This window comes from Gordonia sp. CPCC 205515, from assembly GCF_048537925.1.
Lineage (GTDB): Bacteria > Actinomycetota > Actinomycetes > Mycobacteriales > Mycobacteriaceae > Gordonia.
In genome coordinates this window covers 575,314-597,790 of the sequence record NZ_JBCLVJ010000007.1, presented here as the reverse complement: position 1 = coordinate 597,790, position 22,477 = coordinate 575,314, and the positions used below count along the sequence as shown (strand labels likewise).

The window sequence follows — 22,477 nt, the reverse complement described above, 5'->3', positions numbered from 1 at the left end:
GATCATGGCGCTGACCGCGCGATGCCCAATGGTGTGATCAGGTTGGCGTGGGGATAGGTGTGGACCGTGCGATCGAGATACCGGGAGATTGTGGTGTCGGCACCGGGGTACATGAGCGCGCCACCCGCGAGGTGTACGTCAAGGTCGGACGCATCCCGGGAGAGCTCGGCGATATTCTGCGCGATGCGTTCGAACCCGGGCCGCAAAACAGGAAGATACTCGCCGCCGGCGTCGTCACGCTTGCGTCGTTCGGCCTCCCCGATGTCGACGCCTAGCGCCCCGGACAGAATGAGGTCGAGATGATGACCGCCGCCGGGCCGATCATCGAGGAAGACGAGTTCGCCGTCCCGGAACACCCCGACACCGGTCGAGCCGCCCCCGACGTCGACGACGACACCATCGGTGACGCCGAGCGCACGGTTGGCGGCACTGACCTCGTCGATCAGGAGCACCTCGTCGAAGTCCGCACCTTCGAGAACGAATCGGCACGCCCGGCTCTCGGCTTCGCCGACGCACGGCGGATAGGCAGTGGCCGCGCTGAGCAGATCCATGTCGAGTGCCTCTTCGGCGGCCGCCTTCAATCTGCGGGTCGCCTCGGCCGCGCCGGCGAAGTCCACCACCACACCGTCGCGGATCGCGGCCGTGGGCAGCACGTCGATCCACACTGGCGCACCGGCCTCATCGACGATGGTGATCACGCAGGTCGCGGTGCCGAGATCGATGCCGGTCCGCACGCGACCCGCGGTGGCGGCGGCTCGCGCACCGATCTGCGATCCCGCGGTGTCGAGAATGGTGGAGATCGTCGGAGGGCAACTCACGGCCACGCGTCACATCCTGGGGTCGAAGGGCCCGATCACCGGAAATATACCCACATCACTGCGACGACGGTCTTATCTCGGCCGGATAGTCGAAAAGGCACTGATTATCAATAGGGATAGATCCACGCTGCTTCAATCACACCGGGTGCTCGTATGTCGTCGGTCTGCTTACACCGCAGCGTGCACGAGTTCGAGCTGAATGTTGTCCGGGTCCCGGAACACCACCACCGAGTACGGCATCGGCTCGGTGACGTCGATGACCCCGGAGTGCTCGACGCCCACTTCGTCGAGCCAGCCCGCCCACTCGTCCAGCGCCGCTCGGCTCTCGACACCCCACGCCAGGTGGTCCAGACCGGTGCGGCTCTCGTCGAACGCGTCACCCTGGTGTGATTCGTGATGGTGCAGGCCGATGAGAAAGCCGTTGGAGGGGTCGACGAGCAAGACGGCGTACCCACCCTGCTCGTCGCCGTAGTGTGGGAACTCGACCGGAAGACGTTGTAGCCCGAGCACTTTCATATACCACTCGACGGATCGCTCGAGGTCGCGCACCGTCGCCGAGAAGTGGTTGAGGCCAGTGGTGGCCGGTGGGCGACGATCCGGTGTGGTCATGACATGCTCCCTGAGTAGTGGTTCAGCCCTTGCCGCCGACACCTATCTCGTTGCCGTCCGGATCGCGAAACACAGCTTTGCGCACACCGTTCTTGTACGTCTCCTGCGATTCCGGAACCACGTTACGCTCCGCGGCGGAGCTGAGGAACCCGTCGAGATCGTCGACGAACAGCGTCAGCCGCCCGTGCCCGGCGTCGTCGGGCGCCACCACGACATACACGTGGTCGTGAGCGATCAACGTCCAGATCCGCTCGATGTCGTTGGGGTGGTAGGACTCGACGTCGCCGAGCAGTCGATCGAACCAGTCGACGGCACGCGGCAGGCTGCTCACCGGGACGCCGGCAAAAATGTCCATGGCCCGTCACGCGTCGTCGGCCGGACCGGGATTCGTTCCGCCGTCGGTGATGTCGAAGTTCTTCCACTCGTCGCCCTCCCACACCTGCATGGCCATGCCGAGTTCGTCGCTGGGCGCCTGCTCGGTCTTGAACCAGTCGTAGGCGCTGGGAGAATCGGTGAACTCCTTCTCCGCCACGACGTCTCCGCGTGAGTCGATGACTCGGTACTGTGCCACGATTCCTCCTTGGTTCGGTGCGTCCACACCGACGCTACGGTCGCGCGTGATGGTGCTGTGCCGGACCGTGCGAGCTGTTGCCGGAACGTCGTCGTGGTCACAGAGTGGTAACGCGCTTTCCGGGGGTGAGGCGGAGCGTGGTCTGTGCCGCCGAATCGTTCACCATCCGATCAACCGTGCCGGTCCCGTAGCGGCTGTACTTCTCTCGGTAGGCTGCATCGACGCGTGGGCGTAGCGCGTCATCGGTATCCGTGCTGACGGCCACGTCGATGTTGTTGCTACCCAGCCGAACCTGTGCCTCCCGTGTCTGTACCGCCCGGCCATACCACCCCGTCTCCCGTCGATGCCAAGTGCGGACATAGACGTCGTCGTCGACGCACACCACCCAGATGGGCACGAAACGCGTGAGGGTGCCGTCCGATCGTCGCGCGGCAATCTCGAGCTCGTCGGACTGGTTGAGCGCAGCAACCATTTCTACTGTCCAGGAGGTCATTTCGGACAGTCTAGTGTCGCATTTGTCGCGATGCGATCCGCTGTTCACCGTTTGTGCATTCTCGACGCCCTCAAAGTTGGTGATGCGCTCCGCTGCTCTCCCTACGTTGAGCGCGAAACACATTCAGCCCGGCATCCGGGATCTCGAGGGGAACACAGAACAGATGAAGCTCAACAGACTCTTGGCGATTGCGGTCATGCTGATCGCGTCCATGGGGATTGCGGTAGGCACCGCCAACGCCGCTCCGCAGCCGACCGCAAAGACCGCCACACACTGGAACGTGGTGCGCCACGGTGCGTCGGTCGTCGTCACCACTGACACCGGAACCTTCTCTCAGGCCAACGGCAAGCTGATGCTACGCGACGCCAAAGGTGCTGTCGTGGAGTCGGTTCCGCTTGTCGCCGCGATCGACGACTTCACCCATCCGGTGGTCGCCCAAGTGAACGGCCGCAGCGCAAACCTGCACATCGACACGAACCCGTTGCTCGCGCGTTTCCAGCCGGTGGCCCACAAGGCCGATCTGTCGGCAGCGGTTGCCGGGGTGAAGGACAACATCACCCTGACCGCAGCCATCGGTGGATTCATCGGTGCGGCAGCCGGTTTGGTCGGCGGATGTCTTCTCGGCGCGGTGGCCGCCGGAGTGGTTTCCGCGCCTGCGGTACTACTGTTCGGGGCCGGCCCGCTCGCCGGTTGCGTCGGTGGCGCACTGCTTCTCGGTTCGGGAGCATCGCTGGCGGGCACCGCGATCGGTGGCCTCGGTGCGGTCGCCGCCAACGTCGGACCGTTCATCCAGTTGCTGAACGCTCCGCCGAAGAAGAGCAAGTAGTACACCCTCTCACACGATCGGCCCGTCCATGGACGGGCCGATCGTCATTCGGTGGACGGGCCGACTACATACGTGCGTACCGTGCCATCACAAAGCAATACACGCCGTAGGCGGCCAGACCGAGGGCTGCGAGGATCAATAGGAACTGACCGGCCGGCCACCCGGCGACGGTTTTCACCGCACCGTCGACGCCGGTGGCCTTGGACGGGTCGGCTGTCAGCGCGGCGACGATCACCAAGATGCCTGCGCCGGCCAACACCACACCCTTCGCCACATAGCCGACCATCCCGCTGATCTTGACGGTGGGGTTGTCGCCATCGATCTTGAGATCCTTGAAGAACTTCTGCGACGCGCCCTTGTACACGTGGTAACCGCCCACGGCGACGATCACCCCTCCGGCGATGATCAACACCAGCTTGCCCAGCGTCGAGCCCATCAACTGTGCACTCAGACCAGCGTTCTGCTGGCCGCTCGACTTGCCGTGTCCCAGCGCGAACTGCGCAGCCGACCAGGCGAACGCCAGATAGACGACGGTGAGCGCGGCCGCCTTGCCGCGGTGGAACCAGTCGTCATCGTCATCGGGCCGGGGATCGGCGGGGTGTGGTCCGGTGATCATCTCCGCAGCACGCCACAACGCCATCGCGACGAACGCCACCACGGCGACCCACAGTGCGATCCGGCCGCCGGGGGTCGACGCGAAAATGGCCAGCGCACCGGACTGATCGGCGTTCCCGGCGTCGCCGAAGGCCAGTCGCACAATGATGTAGGCGATCAACAGGTGCAACAGTCCGCTCACCACGTGACCCGCACGAGCGAACCGCTCGAACCAATCGCTGTCGGTGGCTTGCCGTACGGCGTCGGCCGGATTGGTGTTGGTCATCGGATCACTCCCAAGAAGTCGCGGTCCCTTCACCCGTACCAGATGCGGAGCGTCACTGTGTTCAATTGACGATGCCGAACTCCGCGAGCGCCCCTTCCGCTCCCTGAGCAGCCCGCGAGGCGCCAGCCGCCCTTCGTCGCGCTCGCAAGCTCGCTTGCTCAGGACCCGTGAGCGTGTCGAAGGGCAACGCGAGAAACAAACTTGTCGTACCCCCGAGGTATGTTCTTGGTAGCAGGAAGAGAAAGCAAACGAAGCGCCGCGACCCCAGGTTGGAGGGGTCGCATCAGAGATGAATGTGGGTGTCCTGCAGCCATGTCCGTATCTCTGAAAGGTCGCGCGCGTGTCTTCGACAGCCGACTCACCCCAGACGCCCGTGTGGCGTGGGTTGCCGGCTGCCTTCCTCGGCGGAATCGATCCCGCCGACGCCGATGAGGCGCCGATCAACGACCTGCTGCTCGGGATGACCGATTTGGATCGCGGTCACTCCTACCTGGCGTACTGCGACTATCGGACGGCCCAGGTGGTGTACGACCGGTACGTCGCGCCGCGTGAGGACACCGACGGATTCGTCGTCGACGGTTTTGCCGACGCCGCGACCCGCATCGCGCAGACACGGGCGATGACCCGCCACCAGGCCGAAGTGCTGTTGAACGAAGCTGTCGTGCTGCGCGACCGGTTACCCGATGTGTTCGAATGCCTCGGCGACGGAGTGATCTCTCAGCGGCAGGCTCAGCAGATCATCGTCGACACCGATCTGATCGACGGCCAATCCTATGCGCCCGAGGTGGATGCGGAGATCGCTCGACGGTTGCGGAAGGGCACGTTCTCCACCAAGGCCCTGCGGAATATGGTGGACCGCATCATCTTCCGGCACGACCCCGATGCGGTGCGCGAACGCCGCAAGGACGCCATCGACAAACGCGGTGTCTGGGTGGAGAACCGCCGCGATGGCACCGCCGAGTTGACCGCAGTGATGTCGGCGGAGAACGCGCGTCTGGCCTACGCGAGTCTCGCGGCGACGGCCGCCGCGAGGGTGTGTGAGCACGATGGGCGCACCAAGCCGCAGCGGGAGTCGGATCTGGAGTTCGCGTTGCTGACCGACAGCGACTTCGCGTGTGAGTGCGGGCGCGACGATTGCGCGGTCACCGTACTGACTCTCGACGACGCTGCCACCGACGGCATCGAAGACGCTCCGTCGAAGGCGCTGGTGCCGATCGCCCCGAAGTTCGTCATCCACGTCGTCTGCGACGAAGCCACCCTCGAGGGCCAGACCAACAATCCCGGCTACCTCGACGGGCACGGGGTGATCGACGACGAACACGTCCGCGAGCTCGCCGCCCGCCCGGATGCGCGGATCGCACCGCTGATCCCGCCGGACACGCCGATGAACCCGGACGGCACTTACACGCTGCCCGGATCACTGGCCTCGGATCCGTACCGGCCGACCACCTCGCTGGACGCGTTCATCCGCATCCGCCACGGGGTGTGCAGTGAACCGGGCTGCACGAAGAGTGCCTGGGAGTGCGATGGCGACCACGTCTGCGAGTTCGATCATGAGAATCCGGGCGCGGCTGGGCAAACGTCGTCGGAGAACATGAATCCGAAGTGTCGGCCGTGGCATTTGTTGAAGACGTTCTCGGGCTGGTTGGACGATCAGTGGCGCGACGAGGACGGTCAATTGCGCACGGAGACAGTCACTCCCGAGGGTTTGGTGATCCCGGGTGAGGCTGAAACGATGGAGGAACTCTTCCCCGGCCTACGGCGCATCCGTTACACCGCCTCACCCCAGGCCCCGCCGGCCACCGACGCCCCGGATCAGGAACGCCCGACACGCACCCGCAGTCGGACGGCGAACAAACATGCCCGACGCCGGGCGGAGAGGAGTCGCAACCGGAAGCGGCACAACGAAGGACCCGAGGCGCCATTCTGAGAACCCCTCGGCTCTCGGTGAATCAGTCTGGGGTACCGGGTATCTCGTGGCTAGCTGCTCGCAACTTGATGGACGGCCAACTCGCCCAGGCGGCGGAGATCATCGGTGAGCGCATCGCGTCGATCCCTGTGGGCTTTGACGAGAACCCAATAGATACGATCGAAGCCAGGAGCGACATACGTAACATCGTACGTTTGTACGACACGAGTTCCTGTCGGGGTCGGCGTGAGTTCGATTCGCCAGTCGGTGCGGTCGATCTTCCCCAAGAGTCCCAACGTCTTCCAACCAATTGTCCGCGGTGGCTCGACTACGGTGAACTCGCAGGTGCGCAGCCAGGTGAGTCGGCCGGAGCGATTGGTGCCGCGAAATCGCACACCCGGTGCTGCGTGGGTGTCGGGGCCGGTCCACCGGGCACCACGGCACTCGTGGCTCCACTCGCCAACCCGAGTGACATCAACGAGTATGTGCCACAGTGCTTCCGCCGGTGCATCCAGGAGAACCTCGGTGCGATTGTGTCGTGCCAGCCTGCCGATCATCACGAACCCCCCTCGACTCTGGACAGACTGATCGATCGCACATCGGCAGCAGGTCCGTTGCCCCACAGCAGATCTCGCCGCCGACGGTACCGCCGCGCGAATCCGTTGAGCAGAATCCAGCGCGGAATGGGAGGCACAACGCTCAGCATGACCGAACGGTCCTCCAGGGAGACGCCGTCGATCACCCAATGTCCCTCGAGACCCAGCTCGACGAAACCCTTGTGTTTGACGAAGTACTCGTCTTCGACAGCGCGGTACTCCGCAGTGGTGATTGTCCTCGCGACGATCGGCAGCATCTCCCGCTCCTCGCGCTCGAGGTGGGGCAGCAACTCCGTCTCGACTGTCGACAGCGCAGCCAGGAGTTCGCAGCGGTCGGCGTCTTGTGTCCGGTACCGAGTCGCGGCATCCTGCAGGACCTCAAGTGCCTGTGCGATTCGTTGGTGGTCGGCTTCCATCTGATCGAGAAGTTCTGCGGCGGAGGGGTTCTTGGATCGAATGAGCGGCCACAGGCCCCGATCCTCACCGGAGTGGTGGTTGTGTAGAAACCCGATCATCCACTGAAGGTGATCGGCGAGCGCTCGACGTCGTCGGCCGGTCAATTCGGGCGGCGTCTCCAGGACGATGCGCGACCGCCGCAGGTCGCGGCGCAGGGCGCTGTGGACGATCCCCATGCTCCGGGTGTCGGCGATGTGGTGCGGTTCGACAGTCATGACCGCTCCTCTACTCTATGGTCAATAACTTGAGAATCATTTCGGTGAGCCACTTTTCGTAGCGTTTGGCACTCCAGCCGGCGTTGGTCGTCAGCAGGTCGTAGACCTCCATGGTGACCACCGCCCAGAGTCCGTCACCCTCGTCGGGGGTGAGTTCGCGGCCGGCGATAGCCGCTCCGGCCTCATACACATCTCGGCGTTGTGCACGCCGCCCGGCATCAAGCCGCAACGCCAGGTCGGGATCCGACGCAGCACCTTCGGCGAGCGCACGTCGTAGGCCGGTGGTTCGGACATTGACGGCGGTGGTCAGTGCGGCACCGGCGGCCGCTCGTTCCCGAAGGGTTCCGGTCGCGAGCGCGGCGAACTCGGGCCGGTCGGCGAGTGCGATCGGCCGGGTATCGCCGACGACGCCGACGTCGAGCACCTCGTTGAGCAATCGTGACTTGGACTTGAATGTGGCGTACACCGTGTCGAATGCGACGCCGGCTTCGGCGGCAATCTCTCGCATGCCGACCGACCACCCCCGCTGCGCGAACAACTCGGTGGCCGCATTGATGATGCGCTCCCTTGTCTCCTCGGCCCGGCGCTGTCGCAGTGTCGAGTTGTACCTCCGCGGCCTCGGGGTGCTGTGTTCCGCCTGGTGTTCGTTGGTGGTCACCACTCCATTGTGGAACGAGACTGTTTTCAATACAAGGGCGATCTGGCGAATTAGAATATTCGTATTACAGGTCTGACCGTGTTCAACGACCGACCACTTCCGGTCCTGCCGGCGGACGCGGTGCCGTCAGTCTGCGCGTCGATCGGTCAAGTCGCTCAGCGACACCGACCGACCCAGCACGTTCTCGGCCGCGCGGTGACCGGAGAGGAGGGCTGCGGTGACGGTTGCCGGGTCGTCGGTCCACGTCGCTTCACCGGCGATGTGGAGGACGCCATCGCCGACCGGTGTGGCCAACGCGTCGTGGTCGGCGGTGGTCGATCCCACTGTCATGTAGGCGTAGGAACCGCCTGCGAACGGATCATCCTGCCAGTGGGTTACATCGATGCGAGTGGGTTCCTCGACGTCGTCGTAGATCTCCGCCAAGGCGTCAAGGACCGAGTCGGCGATCTGGTCGTCGGTCCACTCGCGTACCTCGCGTGCGCACGGTCCGGCGGCGAAAGTGAGCAGGGTGGGTTCGCCGCTGAGATGGGTCAGGTCATACCAGGAATGCCACCACCGTCCGGCAGCTCCCTGCCGTCGGATCGCGTACACGTCTGTGTCCCAGAATTTGGTGGCAAATCTCAGGAAAACCTTCTCGAACGCATTCATCTCCAGACGCTCCAACGCGCAGGAAAGGGGTTCTGGCAGTGGCGGATCGACGTCGATCGTCCCATCTTTGAGGACGCCCACCGGCACCGTCAGGATCACCCTCTCCGCGGAGAAGGACGCCTCGGCAGTCGCCACCGACGCGCTGCCGCCAGTCCACTGCACGCGAGTAACGGTGTGCTGCAATCGGATATCAAGTCCCTTGGCCAGAGACGTGGCGAGGTGGTCGTAGCCATCGGGGAACACGACTTCGTCGCCATCGGTCTGGTCGTCGTCGAGGCCGTGCGCGTCGAGGTCGTCGATCCACACGCCGTACTGTTCCTCCGTACGGTGCTGCAGGAACTCGCGGACGCGGTCGCGGCGCTCGGTGTCCCAATCAAGTTGTGTCAGTGTGTGTTCGACGACCGATCCGTAGCTGGTGGCGGGTGCGGCGCCGGCGATGGTCTGGGTGAGTGCCCGGTCGAATGCGGCGATGTCGTCGGCGTAGGCCGCGACCTGGTCGTCACTCAACCGCACTCCCGCGGGGTCGTAGTAGGCAATCGGTGCACTGTCGGGCTGGTAACTGCCGACCGTGAATTCGACGTCGCGCATACCGAGAGCCTGAGTGACCTGGTGTAGCGGCGCGTTGTTGATGCCATGAATCCACGACGCGCCCAGGTCGGTGATCTGGCCGTACGCGCGGTCGGTATGGACGCGACCACCAATGCGATCGCGGGCCTCGAGGACCAGGACGCGCTGTCCGTGACGTGTCAGCAAGCGCGCGGCGGTGAGACCGGCGACCCCCGCGCCGACGATGAGGGTGTCGAATCGTGTGGAGGAGTCGGTGGTGGCCGAAGCGCTCATGTGGGCAGTGTAGCGGTGGGTTTCGACGCGCACGGCTCCTTCGTCGCCGGGCTTGCTCAACCGGCGGTTGGGGCGCACGGCTCCTTCGTCGCCGGGCTTGCTCAACCGGCGGTTGGGGCGCTCGGCTACGAGAGGAAGAGCTTCGAACCTTGGGCTTCCTGATGTACGCGCGGTGCTCCGGACGCGGTGGCGTCGGCACCGAAACGGGCGCGCAGCCCCGTGCGGACGCTGACCAGGCTGAAATAACCACTGTGCGAGAAGTTCTGCGGGTCAGCGTCGAGCGGCTCGACACGGAACTCGTCGGCGTGACCGGTGTTGTCGCCGGCTCCCGCGTACAGCAACTTGTGTCCCGGACCCGAATTGAGATTGGTGCTCGCATGGAGAATTTTCCCGGATGCCTTGTTGACGATCGACTGTCCGTCGCCGAGGGCGGGGAGGGTCCACAGATCAGTGTCCTCCTCGGCGGCGAGTCGGGGTCGGTGGGTCACCTCGAAGTTGGTCGGCGTCGGCACGTCGAGGGGGATGGGTTGCGACGACACGTGCATACAGTCGTTCGTGGCGTCGTCTCGGATGTACAGGCTATCGGCGGAATCGACCCCGCCGGCCAGGTAGCCCGCAGACATGGCCAGCCGCAACTGTTTCCGCACGATGCCGACTTCGACGGGCAGGTTCGGCACTCCCAGCCCGGACAAGGTCGCGCGCATCTCCTCGAGCATCGGGATCAGCACCGCGTCTTGGGACTTGCGGCCGAAAATGCCACTGCGGTAGATGCGTATCTGCTCCAGGACTTGGGCACGCCGGGTCGGATCGCTGCGCACGAGCTTCGCCAGTCGTCCTTCGGTGCCGAGAAGGAAGTGACGGTCGGGTTGGAGGGTCTGATCAATGCCCCAGGGGATCATCGCGAAATGTACATTGTCGATGCCCGGGGTGTGCACGGCGTCGACGTTGTTGTAGACGTAGGTGTTGTTGGTGTTGCGGCTGTAGCCATCCCAATGCTTGAGGAAGAACTCCATGGCGTACAGCCGGATGAACTGGTCGAGGTCGAACACCTCTGCCGCACCATCGATCCCGTGGGCTCTGAGGTGGTCGATGGCCAACCGCAGGTCGGCCTTGTCGTCGAACTCCGAGAGTGACTCTACGCCGATGAAATCGATTCTGCTGCTGGAGAAGTCGTCGGTGTGCTCGATTTCGTACAGATTTCCCTTGGTGTGCTGAAAGTTTCGCTCGATGTAGCGCGGCATGATGGGTTCGGCGTTGACGAACACCCCTGGACTGTTGACGCCCGGCAGGCCCTGCCCGATCGGGGTCCCGTTGACAAAGACCCGCGCGAAGTTGCACCGCGAGTGCGGTAGTCCGGACAGCTCGAACAGCTTGTAGCCCAGCGGTTGCCGCACATACGATGCGTCCTGGATCGAGTTGTTCAGCGTCAGGTATCGTGTCCCGATCAGCGCCTCGATCAGCGGTCGATTCGGTTTGTTGTCTTTCCCGAAATCGATGTGCAGGCACGGCTTGTTGCTGTTGATCGATCCGCAGAACGACTTCTTCTTGATACCCACCTTGGTGAACGTGGTCCTGGGCGGGAATCTGGTACCGGATATCTCGACCTTGGTTGCCGTGCGCCAGGTGTAGCGGGCGCCGTCGCGCCAATCGAAGTTGCATCGCCCGCCTCTCGGCTGTTCGTTGCGCACCGCGTCCCACTCGCCCGGCGGCATGGTGATCCGCACGGTGACGATGTTGTCGAGCGCGTACAACGAGTCCATGGCCTGTTGTTGCTGTGCGGTCATCACATCTCCCGGGATCGTCACCGTCGATAGGGCAACGATCCCGACAATGCGCGCGCTGGGCGCGAGTAGTCGTCTACTCGAATTCCGGCGGTTATCCGACGGGAAGGGTGGTCACGGTGTTGGTGCGCAGCAGCAGATCGTAGTACCGACCGCCCGGGTAGTAGGCCACCGTCGGATGACGATCGACGAGGTCGGCCGTCCAGTGCGGGGCGAGGGTCCGGATCACCCGACCGTTGCGGGGACGGGGCACCGCGAGTTCTGACGCGATGCCGAGGATGTCGGTGTCGGCGCCCTCGACGTCGATGTGGACACCGGTGGTCAGTTGTGCGCCGAGAAATCGCTGGCGGGTCGTCTGTTCCAGCCAGTGGGTGCCTTGGCCACCGACGTTGGAAATCGACGGCGGCGACGAGATGACCCGGATCGGTAGCCCCGCCCGGCCCAGATCGACAGCGGCGGTATGAAAGTTGTTGCCGATGAAGGAGTTCACCGGATCGATCAGCATGAGGCCGGACAGTCTGCGGTAGTCGACGGGGTCGGTCCGACGCAGGGCATTCGCGGCGGTCAGCACGAACTCGCCGCCGGCCGAATGTCCGGAGAACACCATCGCCTTCGGTATCGCGACGTCCGTCCGACCGGTCGAATGCTCGGCTCGTCGCAGGCTCTGCGACAAAGCGCTGCCCGGATCGGTGCCGTGCCCGAACACCGAGGCCATCGTCGCGATGAAGGCCGTGTTGTCGGCGAGGTTGTAGGCCACCCCGCAGCCCGACGGACTGATCGACTCCACGCTGGTGCTGGCCACAAGCAGACCTTGCTTCGCATACGCCGTGGCCAGGCCATCGAGGTTGGTCGCCGATCGCATGAAGCCGTGCTGCAGCCAGACCAGGCCCGACGGGTTCCCGGCCGGGAAGTACCAGCGCACCGGCACCTGGACGGGCCGATTCTGGCAGGTGGTGGCGACGTAGGTATCCGCCGCTGCGGTCGTCTGCGGCGTGGTCGGTGCGGCCTGTGCGCTGCCGATGCCGGCCAACGACAGCAGGCTCGCGACCACGGTCGCAGCCGTCACCACCGCGCGTCGTGTGGCGAAGTTCCCAAGCATGTTCTCGTCCCCCGATCGAGCTGTTATCGCATCAACGAGAAGGGTAGCCACTTGCCGGTGACCGGCGGGTGCGGTATCAAGATTAGAACACGTTCTAATTCTGCCCTGACGGCATCGAGGAGACTCCTATGCGCACCCCGATCTGCGACGAACTCGGTATCGAGTTCCCGATCTTCGCCTTCACCCACTGCCGCGACGTCGTGGTCGCGGTCAGTAAGGCCGGTGGCTTCGGCGTCCTCGGAGCGGTCGGGTTCACGCCCGAGCAGTTGGAGATCGAACTCAACTGGATCGATGAGCACATCGGCGACCGGCCGTACGGCGTCGACATCGTCATCCCCAACAAGTACGAGGGCATGGACGCCGAGATGTCGACCGAGGAGCTCACCAAGATGCTCCAGTCCATGGTGCCTGCGGAAACCCTGGACTTCGGACGGAAACTCCTGCGCGACCACGGCGTGCCGCTCAATGAGGACGACGACAACTCGCTGCAGCTACTCGGATGGACCGAGGCCACCGCGACCCCGCAGGTCGAGATCGCGCTGCAGCATCCCCAGGTGAGCCTGATCGCGAACGCACTCGGCACACCGCCGGTGGACATGATCGAGAAGATTCATGCGGCGGGCCGCAAGGTCGCCGCGTTGTGCGGATCACCCAAGCAGGCCCGCAAGCACGCCGACGCCGGGGTGGACATCATCATCGCCCAGGGCGGCGAAGGCGGCGGACACTGCGGCGAGGTCGGCTCCATCGTGCTGTGGCCGCAGGTGGTGAAAGAGGTTGCGCCGGTTCCCGTTCTGGCGGCCGGTGGCATCGGCAGCGGGCAGCAGATCGCGGCGGCGCTGGCGCTCGGCACCCAGGGTGCGTGGAGCGGTTCGCAGTGGCTGATGGTCGAAGAGGCTGAGAACACGCCGCGCCAACAGTCCGCCTACGTCAACGCGAGCAGCCGCGACACCGTGCGCAGCCGATCGTTCACCGGCAAGCCATGCCGCATGCTCCGCAACGACTGGACCGAGGCCTGGGAGAACCCCAGCAACCCCGATCCGCTGGGAATGCCGTTGCAGTACATGGTGTCCGGGATGGCCGTTGCCGCGACGCACAAGTATCCCGACGAGAGCGTCGATGTCGCCTTCAACCCGGTCGGTCAGGTCGTCGGGCAGTTCGAGAAGGTGGAGAAGACCTCCGCGGTGATCGAACGGTGGGTACAGGAATACATCGACGCCACCAGCCATCTGGAGAGCCTGGCGTCCTCGACAGTGTGATCACGCACTATGCGCGGTATACGCACTTTCCGTTGACGTAGGTTGCCGAGACTCGGGTATCGGCGATCGCACCCGGGTCGAAGGTGAACGGATCACGATCGAGCACAACGAGATCCGCGTAGTAGCCGATGCGGATGGCTCCGGTCTCGTCGAGGTGGTTCACGTACGCCGATCCGGCGGTGTAGGCGGCGATCGCCGTGGTGAGGTCGAGCCGCTGCTGGGGGAGGAACACCGGATCGTCTGCGGCACTGTCGGGCCCGCGTCGGTTGACCGCCACGTGAATACCGTCCAACGGATTGGCGCTGCTGACCGGCCAGTCGCTGCCGGCGGCCAGCGTGGCGCCGGATCGTAGGAGATCGCCGAACGGGTACTGATGGGCCGCTCGTTCGTCGCCGAGGACCGGGATCGTCAGCTCGTCCATCTGCGGTTCATGAGCAGCCCACAGCGGCTGCATGTTGGCGGTGGCGCCGAGGTCGCGGAAGCGTGCAATGTCGGCGGGATCGATGATTTGGATGTGCGCCAGGTGCGGGCGGGTGTCGCGGAAGCCGTTGGTGCGCCGCGCCATCTCGATGGCGTCCAATGCGTCGCGGACAGCTCGGTCGCCCAGGGCGTGGAAATGCGTCTGGAAGCCGGCAGCGTCGAGCTCGGTGACGTACTTGGCCAGGTCGGTCGGCTCGATGAAGGTCGTGCCGCGATTGTGACCCTGACAGCCGCACGGGCTCAGATACGGTTCGAGCAGCGCTGCGGTCTGGGATTCGGCGATCCCGTCGACCATCAGCTTCACCGACCCGGCGGATAGTCGGCCGATGGTCAATCGATCGCGGCGGCTGATCATTTCGTCGATCTGCTCGGCGCCGCGGGTGCGATCCCACCACTGGGCGGCGCGGACCCGGGCGGTCAGCCGGCCATCGCCGGCGATGGTGGCATATGCGTCGCAACTGTCGGGCAGTGACGCCCCGGGTCCGACCATCGCATCCTGCCAAGCGGTGATGCCCTGCGAGTGCAAGTGTTCCTGCGCCAGCAGGAGAGCGTCGATCATCTGCTCGGTGCTGGGTGTAGGCATCAGGTCCGCGACCAGATCCATGGCCGACTCCTGCAGCATGCCCGTCGGAGTGCCCTGTGCATCGCGCTCGATGCGTCCACCCTCGGGATCGGGTGTGTCGCGGTCGATACCGGCGAGCTCGAGCGCCCGCGAATTGACCCATGCACCATGATGATCCCGGTTTGGCAGGTACATCGGGCGGGCGGGGACCACGTGATCGGCCATCTCTGCGGTCGGCAGACCACCCGGGAAGGCCTCCAATGACCAACCGCCGCCGCTGATCCATTCCGCACCCGGGTGGGCCAGAGCGTATTCGGCGATGGCGGTCAGGGTCGACTCGGCGTCGCGGCACTCGGTCAGATTGCATTGGGCCAGTTCGAGTCCCGCGGCCACCGGATGGACGTGGGCGTCCTGGAATCCCGGGATCAGCAGGCGGCCGTGCAGATCCACGACCTCGGTCTCCGGACCGATCAGGTCCGATGCGTCAGATCCGAGGGCGACGATGCGTCCGTCGCGCACGGCGACGGCCGTGGTCCGACTGCGTGCCGAGTCCATCGTGAGGACGGGTCCGTTGTGGAAGACGGTGTCGGCAAAGGTATTGGTGGCGTGCATGGTTGGTTCTCCGGTTGGTGTGATGGTCAGGCCGGTAGTTCGGCGGAAGTGATGATTGCGTTGGGGGTGTCGGGGCCGTCGGTCAGGGTGGTGGCGTCGGCGTCGGTGCCGCGTCCGGACACGAAGTACGGGGACTTGCGCCCCCACTTGGCGACGGCGGCCATGACGAGGCCGGAGCCGACCATCAGGGTCGGGATGGAGATCAGGAACCATCCGTTGTTCGGGACGAGTTCAAAGTGGTCGGTCGAGTTGATCCACGTCCACGCCAGGTATCCGCTGAGCGTGAACAGGATTGCGCTACTCAGGAGTGGAATGATCACGGCACCAATGGCTTTTCCTGGCTGGTTGCGCAGGGTGCTGCGGAAGCGGACGGCGGACGCGACGCCGGTCAGCCCGTACCACAGTGCGACGACGAATCCGACGGAGTTGACGCCGGCGAGGATGAGGTCGCTCAGTTTGGGGATGATCACGGCGATCAGAGCAAGGGTGCCGGCGAGAACGGCGAAGCAGACGGTGGCCAGGGCGGGGGTGCCGAACCGCGGATGGAGTTTGGTCCAGACCGGCCCGAGGGTGCGGTCGCGGCCCATGGCGTAGAGGAAGCGGGCGCTGGGGATCAGGGTGGCCTGGATCGATGCCACGACCGACAGGGTCAGGGCTATCACCGGGAGGGCGGCGAGCGGTTCGTCGGCGAGCATGCTGCCGAAGGACGCGAGCCCGGCAGTGCCGGAGGTGGTCAGTTCGTCGTGCGGGATGACGCGCTGGAAGGCGATCGCCGCCAGCACGAAGAGTCCGAGCGCGAGGATCACGGTGAGCAGCCCGGCGCGTGATGCGTCCTTGGGGTCGCGGACCTCCTCGTTGACGCTGAACGCGGCCTCGAAGCCCCAATAGCAGAACACCGCGACCACCAAGCCCTGGGCGAGAACGGTAAACGATTGCATCGCAAACGGATTGAACCATGCCCAGGAGAAGGGCTGACCACCGGCGAACACGCCGTACAGACAGAAGCCAACCAGGACGGTGTATTCGAAAGCGAGCAGGTACTTCTGCAGGCGCGCGGCGACATCGATCCCGCGGATCGCGGTGATGGTCAGTGGCACCAGGATCAGTAGGCCCAGAACGGTGGTCTGCAATGTCGAGTTCGCGTCCAGGGTGACCCCCAGGACCGACGAGACGTGCGCCATGTCGAGGAGTTGGATGATGGCCGAACCGGCGATGGCGGTGGTGTAGGTCAGGAAGATCAGCACGCTCACCATCTGGAACCAACCGGAGAGGAAGCCGAGCCAGGGGCTCAATGTCTGTCCGACCCAGACGTAGCTGTTGCCGCAGTTGCTCTCGACCTTGTTCAGCGTTGCGTAGCCGATGGCGATGCCGATGATGGGCAGGAACGCGAGGACCAGCAGGATCGGCATCTGGATGCCGACGATGGTCGCGATGGCTCCGAGGCCCACCCCGACGGTGGTCGTGATGGCGGTGCTGGAGGCCGCGATGGCCAGGCCGTCGGCGGTACCGAGGCGGCGGGCCAGAGTGGGCTGCGAAGGTCCGCCGTCGCTCGAATCGAGTGGTGTCATGATCGTGTCTTCCGTAGGTGCTGCTGCCGAATGCGTCGGCGCGGAGTGGATGCTGAGGGGCGTCGATGCCCGTGACCGCGGGTCTGTGACAGAAAACACCGGATCCGCCGTTTACGTAAAGGGTGTTGACATAAGCTCGCGTCCTGATCAGAGTTCGTCAAAGGGAGGTCGCGGTGTCGGGTCGATCACCGAACAGCGGACGTCGTCGTAAACCCACCAAGTCCGGCGTCGTGCTCACTCACGAACTGATCGTGGATACCGCGATCCGACTATTGCGACTGCATGGCAGCGAGGGGCTCTCCGCGCGCCGGCTCGGTCTCGCGCTGGGCGCCGACGCGAGCGCGCTCTACCGGTATTTCCCCAGCGTGGACGACCTGAGACTGGCGATCGCGGACCGCCTTATCGACCGAACGATGGGAGACCTGCGCGTCACCGGTGACTGGAAGGCAAATCTGCGCGCGTTCGGACTGCAGGTGCATGCCGCGTACGTCGCCGATCCGCACGTTGCGGTGCTGGCGGCCAGTCGGGTCACCGGACGACCGCACGAGACCGCCATCGTGGAGCGCATCATCGGGGTGCTGCGGGCGGCCGGATTCTCCGATGCGTTGGCGACCAAGCTCTATCGCGCGATGGTGGATCAGATGCTGGCGTTCGCCGCCCTCGATGGGGCGGAGATGGCGTTGCCGCCGGAGGCGCGCGAGGCCGATCTGGAGAAGTGGGCATCGGTGTATGCGCAACTACCGGAGGCGGAGTACCCGAATATTTCCGCGGTCTCCGCACAACTGGTGGCGATCGGCGAGCGCAGCGCGTACCCGGTGGCTCTCGAACTCATGCTCGACGGCGCGGAGGTGTTGCTGGAGCGCAGCCGCAGCGCTGGGTCCGGTCAGTCGTCGTCGACGCCGGGAACGCCCCAGCCGTAGGCAAGTTTGTGCACCTCGAGCACGAACAGGGATTCGGTGGACACGACGTCGTCCAGTCCGCCGATCCCGTGCTCGACAACCTCGACGAAGTGCGGAATGTCGCGGCAGATGACCTCGACCATGACGTCGAATCGACCGCTGGTCATGACGACGTAGCTCGTTTCGGGCATGGCCGCCAATGCCTTACAGACTTCTCGGGCCCGCCCGGGTCGGACGGAGACCCCGATCATCGCGAGACGGTCGAAGCCGATCGACAGTGGATTGGCGATGCCGACCACCTGGAGGGTGCCGGAGTCCTCGAGCCGTTTGGTCCGGTAGCGCACCGACGACGCCGGGATGCCCAGTTCGTCGGCGAGGCTGGAGAACGTGCGCCGGCCGTCGACCTGAAGAGCCGCGATGATGCGGCGATCCACGTCGTCGAAGTCGCTGGTCGGTTCCACGCGCTTGAGGCTACCGGGTAGTCCGTGGAGCTCTGCGGGCAACTGCGAGAGTAGTTGTCTGCCGAATCAGCAACTACTGGGCCAGTTCATTGATGAATCAGCAATATCTGTGGCAGACTGGTGGCGAAATCGGAAACGAGACAGGAAAATGCACACCACAGTCTTCGAGCGTCGACCCGCCGACGCCAATGTCATCAATCATTCGCTTGCCCACACTGACGACCGGGTGTTCTGGATCGACGACGTCGAGCGCGATCGCTACGACTCACTGCACGGCGAGGTCGAGGCCGACCTCGTGGTCGTCGGGGGTGGATACACCGGACTGTGGACGGCGCTACGGGCGGTGGAACGTCAGCCCGACCTGCGGGTTGTGCTGCTCGAAGGTCATCGGGTCGGATGGGCGGCGTCGGGCCGCAACGGCGGATTCTGCGAGGCCAGCCTGACGCACGGTCGGGAGAACGGGATGGCGCGCTGGCCCGACGAAATGCCGGCCCTCGAGCGGATGGGGCAGCAGAACCTCGATGACATCGAGGACACCGTTGCGCGTTACGGCATCAAGGCTGACCTCGAGCGCACCGGCGCGCTCAGCGTCGCGGTCGAACCGCACCAGGTCGCCTGGCTCGCGGAGGGGAGCGACTCCGGAGACGAATACTTCGACGAGGCCGGCATCCGAGCGCAGGTCAACTCGCCGACCTACCTCGCCGGAACCTGGGATCGACGCGGCAACATGCTGATTCACCCGGCCAGGCTTGCCGTGGAACTCGCGCGCACGGTCAGCAAGTTGGGCGTGACGATCTTCGAGGCATCACAGGTCACCCGACTGGAGAACGAGGGTTCGCGGGTGCGGGTGCACACCGACGCGGGGGTGGTCACCGCTGATCGTGTTGCATTGGGCACCAATGTTTTTCCGTCGTTGCTCAAGCGCAACCGGTTGATGACCGTACCTGTCTACGACCATGTGCTCGCCACCGAACCACTGTCAGAGGAGCAGCTTGCGGAGATCGGATGGCAACAGCGACAAGGGATCAGTGACCTCGCCAACCAGTTCCACTACTACCGGCTGACCGCAGACAACCGCATCGTCTTCGGTGGCTACGACGCGATCTATCACTTCGGGCGCAAGATGAAGCGCCGGTATGAGCACAACACCGAGACCACCCGACGACTCGCGAGCCACTTCTTCACCACCTTCCCGCAACTGGAAGGGATTCGGTTCAGCCACAAATGGGGTGGCGCCATCGACACCTCCACCCAGTTCTGCGCCTTCTTCGGCACCGCGATGACCGGTAAGGTGGCCTACGCGACGGGCTTCACCGGACTCGGCGTCGCCGCAACCCGGTTCGCCTCCGACGTCATGCTCGACCTCCTTGCCGGCGAGCAGACCGAACGCACCGAACTGGAAATGGTGCGCAAGCGGCCGCTGCCGTTCCCGCCCGAGCCCCTGGCGTCGATCGGTATCAACCTCACCCGCTGGTCGCTCGATCGCGCCGATCACGCCGAGGGGCGGCGCAATGTGTTCCTGAAGGCCATGGACGCGGTGGGGTTGGGCTTCGATTCCTGAGTTGTGGGCCGTTGGCCGGAACTGTCGTGTTTTGGCCTCGCGGGTGCTGTCGTGAGCGACCCGGGCCACCTACGGTGGAAACGTGACCCAGGTCACGTCACCGTCGACGGCAAGGGAGCAACGATGCCACTGGAACCCGTATCGCAGGCACTTCTCGAGCAACTCGCCGAGTCACGGCAGCCGCCGATCAGCGAGCAGACGCCCGCGGTGGCCCGCATGACCGGACCGATCTTCTCCGGTATGAGCGGTCCGGGTCCAGAGGTCGCCGCAGTGCACAACCTCAAACTCGAGGGCACCGACGGTGGGCAGTTCCGGGTGCGGGTGCTCGTGCCCGAGGGGGAACCGCAGGCCGTCATCGTCTACTTCCACGGCGGCGGTTGGGTGCTCGCCGACATCGACCTGCAGTACGACCACGTCGGCCGCGACCTCGCGAACCGCACCAACTCCACGGTCGTGCTCGTCAACTATCGCAAGGCCCCCGAGCATCGCTTCCCGGCCGCGGTCGACGACAGCTACATCGGCCTGTGCTGGGCTGCCGAACACGCCGCGGAGTATGCGAAACCCGGTGCGCCGCTGATCGTTGCGGGGGACAGTGCCGGCGGCAACATCGCCGCGGTGATGGCGCAGTGGGCCCGGGACCGCAACGGCCCGCGCGTCGATTACCAGGCCCTGATCTACCCGGTTACCGACTGCGATTTCGAGACCGCGTCGTACACCGCGCCGCAGAACCAGCTACTTCTCAACCGCGACACCATGATCTGGTTCTGGGACCACTACCTCCCGGACGCCGAGGCGCGCACCCATCCGGACGCGTCGCCGTTGCGCGGCGACCTGGCGGGTCTACCGCCGGCACTGGTCTATGTCGCTGAGTTCGATCCACTGCATGACGAAGGTGTCGCCTACGCGCAGGCGCTCGAAAAGGCAGGTGTCCCAGTCACTACCGAGCTTGCCGAAGGGCAGATGCACATCTATTTCCAGATGGCCAAGGTCCTGCCCGGCTATGAGACCGGCATGGCGCTCGTCGCCGATCACATCACCACCTTCCTCGCCGAACACGCGAGTACCCACGGAAAGGCGGTCAGCGATGCCTGATCACGACGTCCTCATCATCGGCGCCGGCTTCTCCGGCCTGTACCAGCTCTACAAACTGCGGGAACTCGGCTTCGATGCACACATCGTCGAGGCCGGCGCCGACGTCGGTGGAACCTGGTACTGGAACCGCTATCCCGGTGCACGTTGCGACATCGAATCGATCTTCTACTCTTACTCGTTCGACCCCGAACTCGAACAGACCTGGGATTGGACCGAACGGTATTCTGCTCAGCCGGAGATCCTCGCGTACGTCAACCATGTGGCAGACAAGCATGATCTGCGCAAAGACATCGCCTTCAACACCCGGATCACGACGCTCGAGTTTCACGATGATGACGACACCTGGACGGCCACAACTGATTCCGGTGCCACCATCACCGCACGCTATGTGATCGCGGCGACCGGGTGCCTGTCCAAGCCGCTCAATCCGACCTTCCCCGGCATCGACGACTTCGACGGCGACATCTACCGGACCTGGGAGTGGCCCCACGACGGGGTCGATCTGACCGGGAAACGAGTCGGTGTCGTCGGCACCGGGTCGTCGGCGGTGCAGACCATCACCGCTATCGCTCCCGACGTCGCCGAGTTGACGGTATTCCAGCGCACGCCGACCTACGCCGTGCCCGCGCATAATCGACCGGTCGCCGAGGAATTGGCCAAAGCCAGAACGCATTACGACGAGCTGCGAGAGGCAAGCCGGATGGCGGTCGGCGGATGGCCGTGCAGCGTCGATCTGGCACCGTTCTTCGAGGATCTCGACGACGCCACTGCCGAGGAGGCGCTGGATCAGCGGTACCAGAAAGGAGGACTGTGCTACCAGATGACGTTCCGGGACATGCTGTTGCTCCCGGAGGCGAATGACCGTGCGGCGGAGTTTGTTCGGGCGCGCATCAAGGACATCGTCACCGATCCCGCGACCGCGGAACTGCTGACACCGCGCTCGTATCCGATTGCCGCCAAACGGATGTGCGTCGACACCGGCTATTACGAGGTGTACAACCGGCCGAACGTGACACTCGTCGACATCAAGAAGAATCCGATCGAGACGTTCACCGAACGCGGTATCCGCGTCGGCGACACCGAGTACGAGTTCGACGTCATCATCCTGGCCACCGGCTTCGACGCGATGACCGGTGCGCTGGAGTCGATCGACATCCAGCACGGCGACCAGACCCTGCGGGACAAGTGGTCTCACGGCCCGCGCACCTATCTGGGCCTGATGTCGGCGGGATTCCCCAACCTGTTCACAGTGACCGGGCCGCAGAGTCCGTCAGTGCTGTCGAACATGATGACGTCCATCGAGTATCACGTCGAATGGATCACCGATGTGCTGAAGTATCTGCGCGATCACGGTCTACATCGCATCGAGCCCGAGGTTGCGGCCGAAGACAATTGGGTCAACACCAACAACGACCTCGCCGACATGACCCTGCTCGGCGAAGCACCGTCGTGGTACATGGGCGTCAATGTGCCCGGAAAGCCGCGCGTCGCACTACCGTTCGTCGGTGGCGTCGAGGTGTACAAGCAGATCGGTGACGGGATCGCGGTGTCCAACTACCACGGGTTCGAGATGGTGTAGCGGGGTGT

General features: G+C 64.6%; 22 protein-coding genes. 7 read left to right on the top strand and 15 right to left on the bottom strand.

Annotated features, from left to right (window positions below; genetic code table 11):
• Nucleotides 1-2 precede the first annotated feature (2 nt).
• The 5 genes from eutJ to AAFP30_RS11865 all read right to left on the bottom strand — a co-directional run bounded on the left by eutJ (nucleotide 3) and on the right by AAFP30_RS11865 (nucleotide 2,491).
• Nucleotides 3-818 (bottom strand): ethanolamine utilization protein EutJ, encoded by an 816-nt coding sequence (eutJ, locus tag AAFP30_RS11885; RefSeq protein ID WP_419230112.1) that lies wholly within the window; start codon nucleotides 816-818, stop codon nucleotides 3-5.
• Between the two features lie 168 nt (nucleotides 819-986).
• Entirely contained in the window at nucleotides 987-1,427 is a 441-nt protein-coding gene (locus AAFP30_RS11880) for a VOC family protein (protein WP_419230111.1), read from the bottom strand.
• Between the two features lie 22 nt (nucleotides 1,428-1,449).
• Nucleotides 1,450-1,782 (bottom strand): VOC family protein, encoded by a 333-nt coding sequence (locus AAFP30_RS11875; RefSeq protein ID WP_419230110.1) that lies wholly within the window; start codon nucleotides 1,780-1,782, stop codon nucleotides 1,450-1,452.
• A gap of 6 nt (nucleotides 1,783-1,788) precedes the next feature.
• Complete coding sequence (locus tag AAFP30_RS11870; RefSeq protein WP_419230109.1) at nucleotides 1,789-1,998, bottom strand: hypothetical protein; 210 nt, start codon at nucleotides 1,996-1,998, stop codon at nucleotides 1,789-1,791.
• A gap of 97 nt (nucleotides 1,999-2,095) precedes the next feature.
• Complete coding sequence (locus AAFP30_RS11865; RefSeq protein WP_419230108.1) at nucleotides 2,096-2,491, bottom strand: DUF2255 family protein; 396 nt, start codon at nucleotides 2,489-2,491, stop codon at nucleotides 2,096-2,098.
• A gap of 163 nt (nucleotides 2,492-2,654) precedes the next feature.
• Here AAFP30_RS11865 and AAFP30_RS11860 point away from each other — a divergent pair, with 163 nt between their 5' ends.
• Nucleotides 2,655-3,317 (top strand): hypothetical protein, encoded by a 663-nt coding sequence (locus AAFP30_RS11860; RefSeq protein WP_419230107.1) that lies wholly within the window; start codon nucleotides 2,655-2,657, stop codon nucleotides 3,315-3,317.
• A gap of 64 nt (nucleotides 3,318-3,381) precedes the next feature.
• Here AAFP30_RS11860 and AAFP30_RS11855 read toward each other — a convergent pair whose 3' ends face one another.
• Nucleotides 3,382-4,197: a DUF1206 domain-containing protein gene (locus tag AAFP30_RS11855; RefSeq protein WP_419230106.1), complete on the bottom strand. Its 816-nt coding sequence runs from the start codon at nucleotides 4,195-4,197 to the stop codon at nucleotides 3,382-3,384.
• Nucleotides 4,198-4,537: 340 nt separating this feature from the next.
• Here AAFP30_RS11855 and AAFP30_RS11850 point away from each other — a divergent pair, with 340 nt between their 5' ends.
• Nucleotides 4,538-6,127 (top strand): DUF222 domain-containing protein, encoded by a 1,590-nt coding sequence (locus AAFP30_RS11850; RefSeq protein ID WP_419230104.1) that lies wholly within the window; start codon nucleotides 4,538-4,540, stop codon nucleotides 6,125-6,127.
• Nucleotides 6,128-6,177: 50 nt separating this feature from the next.
• Here the strand turns inward: AAFP30_RS11850 and AAFP30_RS11845 are convergent, their stop codons facing one another.
• The 6 genes from AAFP30_RS11845 to AAFP30_RS11820 form a co-directional block, all read right to left on the bottom strand.
• Nucleotides 6,178-6,663: an SRPBCC family protein gene (locus AAFP30_RS11845; RefSeq protein ID WP_419230103.1), complete on the bottom strand. Its 486-nt coding sequence runs from the start codon at nucleotides 6,661-6,663 to the stop codon at nucleotides 6,178-6,180.
• Complete coding sequence (locus tag AAFP30_RS11840; protein ID WP_419230102.1) at nucleotides 6,663-7,373, bottom strand: hemerythrin domain-containing protein; 711 nt, start codon at nucleotides 7,371-7,373, stop codon at nucleotides 6,663-6,665. Before AAFP30_RS11840 ends, AAFP30_RS11845 begins: the two co-directional genes overlap by 1 nt.
• Nucleotides 7,374-7,383: 10 nt before the next feature.
• The gene (locus AAFP30_RS11835; RefSeq protein WP_419230101.1) at nucleotides 7,384-8,031 is read right to left on the bottom strand and encodes a TetR/AcrR family transcriptional regulator; all 648 of its coding nucleotides are present in this window, start codon (nucleotides 8,029-8,031) and stop codon (nucleotides 7,384-7,386) included.
• A 126-nt stretch (nucleotides 8,032-8,157) separates the two neighbouring features.
• Nucleotides 8,158-9,519, bottom strand: a complete 1,362-nt coding sequence (locus tag AAFP30_RS11830; protein ID WP_419230100.1) for a flavin monoamine oxidase family protein — start codon at nucleotides 9,517-9,519, stop codon at nucleotides 8,158-8,160.
• A 125-nt stretch (nucleotides 9,520-9,644) separates the two neighbouring features.
• Complete coding sequence (locus AAFP30_RS11825; protein ID WP_419230099.1) at nucleotides 9,645-11,303, bottom strand: CotH kinase family protein; 1,659 nt, start codon at nucleotides 11,301-11,303, stop codon at nucleotides 9,645-9,647.
• Nucleotides 11,304-11,394: 91 nt separating this feature from the next.
• On the bottom strand, nucleotides 11,395-12,399 hold the full coding sequence (locus AAFP30_RS11820; protein ID WP_419230098.1) for an alpha/beta hydrolase: 1,005 nt from the start codon (nucleotides 12,397-12,399) through the stop codon (nucleotides 11,395-11,397).
• Between the two features lie 128 nt (nucleotides 12,400-12,527).
• Between AAFP30_RS11820 and AAFP30_RS11815 the strand changes: the two genes are divergently transcribed.
• Nucleotides 12,528-13,655 (top strand): nitronate monooxygenase, encoded by a 1,128-nt coding sequence (locus tag AAFP30_RS11815; protein ID WP_419230097.1) that lies wholly within the window; start codon nucleotides 12,528-12,530, stop codon nucleotides 13,653-13,655.
• Nucleotides 13,656-13,662: 7 nt separating this feature from the next.
• On the opposite strand, the gene AAFP30_RS11810 is transcribed toward AAFP30_RS11815, so the two are convergent.
• Nucleotides 13,663-15,309, bottom strand: coding sequence for an amidohydrolase (locus AAFP30_RS11810; RefSeq protein WP_419230096.1), 1,647 nt, complete (start codon nucleotides 15,307-15,309; stop codon nucleotides 13,663-13,665).
• A gap of 26 nt (nucleotides 15,310-15,335) precedes the next feature.
• Complete coding sequence (locus tag AAFP30_RS11805; protein WP_419230095.1) at nucleotides 15,336-16,877, bottom strand: APC family permease; 1,542 nt, start codon at nucleotides 16,875-16,877, stop codon at nucleotides 15,336-15,338.
• Between the two features lie 173 nt (nucleotides 16,878-17,050).
• On the opposite strand from AAFP30_RS11805, the gene AAFP30_RS11800 reads away from it, so the two are divergent.
• Entirely contained in the window at nucleotides 17,051-17,797 is a 747-nt protein-coding gene (locus AAFP30_RS11800; RefSeq protein ID WP_419230094.1) for a TetR/AcrR family transcriptional regulator, read from the top strand.
• Here the strand turns inward: AAFP30_RS11800 and AAFP30_RS11795 are convergent.
• Entirely contained in the window at nucleotides 17,761-18,237 is a 477-nt protein-coding gene (locus tag AAFP30_RS11795) for an Lrp/AsnC family transcriptional regulator (protein WP_419230093.1), read from the bottom strand. The two genes, AAFP30_RS11800 and AAFP30_RS11795, sit on opposite strands and share 37 nt — an antisense overlap.
• A 148-nt stretch (nucleotides 18,238-18,385) precedes the next feature.
• Between AAFP30_RS11795 and AAFP30_RS11790 the strand changes: the two genes are divergently transcribed.
• The 3 genes from AAFP30_RS11790 to AAFP30_RS11780 all read left to right on the top strand — a co-directional run bounded on the left by AAFP30_RS11790 (nucleotide 18,386) and on the right by AAFP30_RS11780 (nucleotide 22,469).
• Complete coding sequence (locus AAFP30_RS11790; RefSeq protein WP_419230092.1) at nucleotides 18,386-19,798, top strand: NAD(P)/FAD-dependent oxidoreductase; 1,413 nt, start codon at nucleotides 18,386-18,388, stop codon at nucleotides 19,796-19,798.
• Nucleotides 19,799-19,921: 123 nt separating this feature from the next.
• Nucleotides 19,922-20,890: an alpha/beta hydrolase gene (locus AAFP30_RS11785; protein WP_419230091.1), complete on the top strand. Its 969-nt coding sequence runs from the start codon at nucleotides 19,922-19,924 to the stop codon at nucleotides 20,888-20,890.
• Nucleotides 20,883-22,469 (top strand): flavin-containing monooxygenase, encoded by a 1,587-nt coding sequence (locus AAFP30_RS11780; protein WP_419230090.1) that lies wholly within the window; start codon nucleotides 20,883-20,885, stop codon nucleotides 22,467-22,469. The genes AAFP30_RS11785 and AAFP30_RS11780 overlap by 8 nt, the downstream gene beginning before the upstream one ends.
• The last annotated feature ends 8 nt before the right edge of the window (nucleotides 22,470-22,477 follow it).

Coding starts and splice junctions, on each gene's coding strand:
- AAFP30_RS11880 (WP_419230111.1), bottom strand. CDS start 1,427: ATGACCACACCGGATCGTCGCCCACCGGCCACCACTGGCCTCAACCAC.
- AAFP30_RS11875 (WP_419230110.1), bottom strand. CDS start 1,782: ATGGACATTTTTGCCGGCGTCCCGGTGAGCAGCCTGCCGCGTGCCGTC.
- AAFP30_RS11865 (WP_419230108.1), bottom strand. CDS start 2,491: ATGACCTCCTGGACAGTAGAAATGGTTGCTGCGCTCAACCAGTCCGAC.
- AAFP30_RS11860 (WP_419230107.1), top strand. CDS start 2,655: ATGAAGCTCAACAGACTCTTGGCGATTGCGGTCATGCTGATCGCGTCC.
- AAFP30_RS11855 (WP_419230106.1), bottom strand. CDS start 4,197: ATGACCAACACCAATCCGGCCGACGCCGTACGGCAAGCCACCGACAGC.
- AAFP30_RS11845 (WP_419230103.1), bottom strand. CDS start 6,663: ATGATCGGCAGGCTGGCACGACACAATCGCACCGAGGTTCTCCTGGAT.
- AAFP30_RS11840 (WP_419230102.1), bottom strand. CDS start 7,373: ATGACTGTCGAACCGCACCACATCGCCGACACCCGGAGCATGGGGATC.
- AAFP30_RS11830 (WP_419230100.1), bottom strand. CDS start 9,519: ATGAGCGCTTCGGCCACCACCGACTCCTCCACACGATTCGACACCCTC.
- AAFP30_RS11825 (WP_419230099.1), bottom strand. CDS start 11,303: ATGACCGCACAGCAACAACAGGCCATGGACTCGTTGTACGCGCTCGAC.
- AAFP30_RS11820 (WP_419230098.1), bottom strand. CDS start 12,399: ATGCTTGGGAACTTCGCCACACGACGCGCGGTGGTGACGGCTGCGACC.
- AAFP30_RS11815 (WP_419230097.1), top strand. CDS start 12,528: ATGCGCACCCCGATCTGCGACGAACTCGGTATCGAGTTCCCGATCTTC.
- AAFP30_RS11810 (WP_419230096.1), bottom strand. CDS start 15,309: ATGCACGCCACCAATACCTTTGCCGACACCGTCTTCCACAACGGACCC.
- AAFP30_RS11805 (WP_419230095.1), bottom strand. CDS start 16,877: ATGACACCACTCGATTCGAGCGACGGCGGACCTTCGCAGCCCACTCTG.
- AAFP30_RS11790 (WP_419230092.1), top strand. CDS start 18,386: ATGCACACCACAGTCTTCGAGCGTCGACCCGCCGACGCCAATGTCATC.
- AAFP30_RS11785 (WP_419230091.1), top strand. CDS start 19,922: ATGCCACTGGAACCCGTATCGCAGGCACTTCTCGAGCAACTCGCCGAG.
- AAFP30_RS11780 (WP_419230090.1), top strand. CDS start 20,883: ATGCCTGATCACGACGTCCTCATCATCGGCGCCGGCTTCTCCGGCCTG.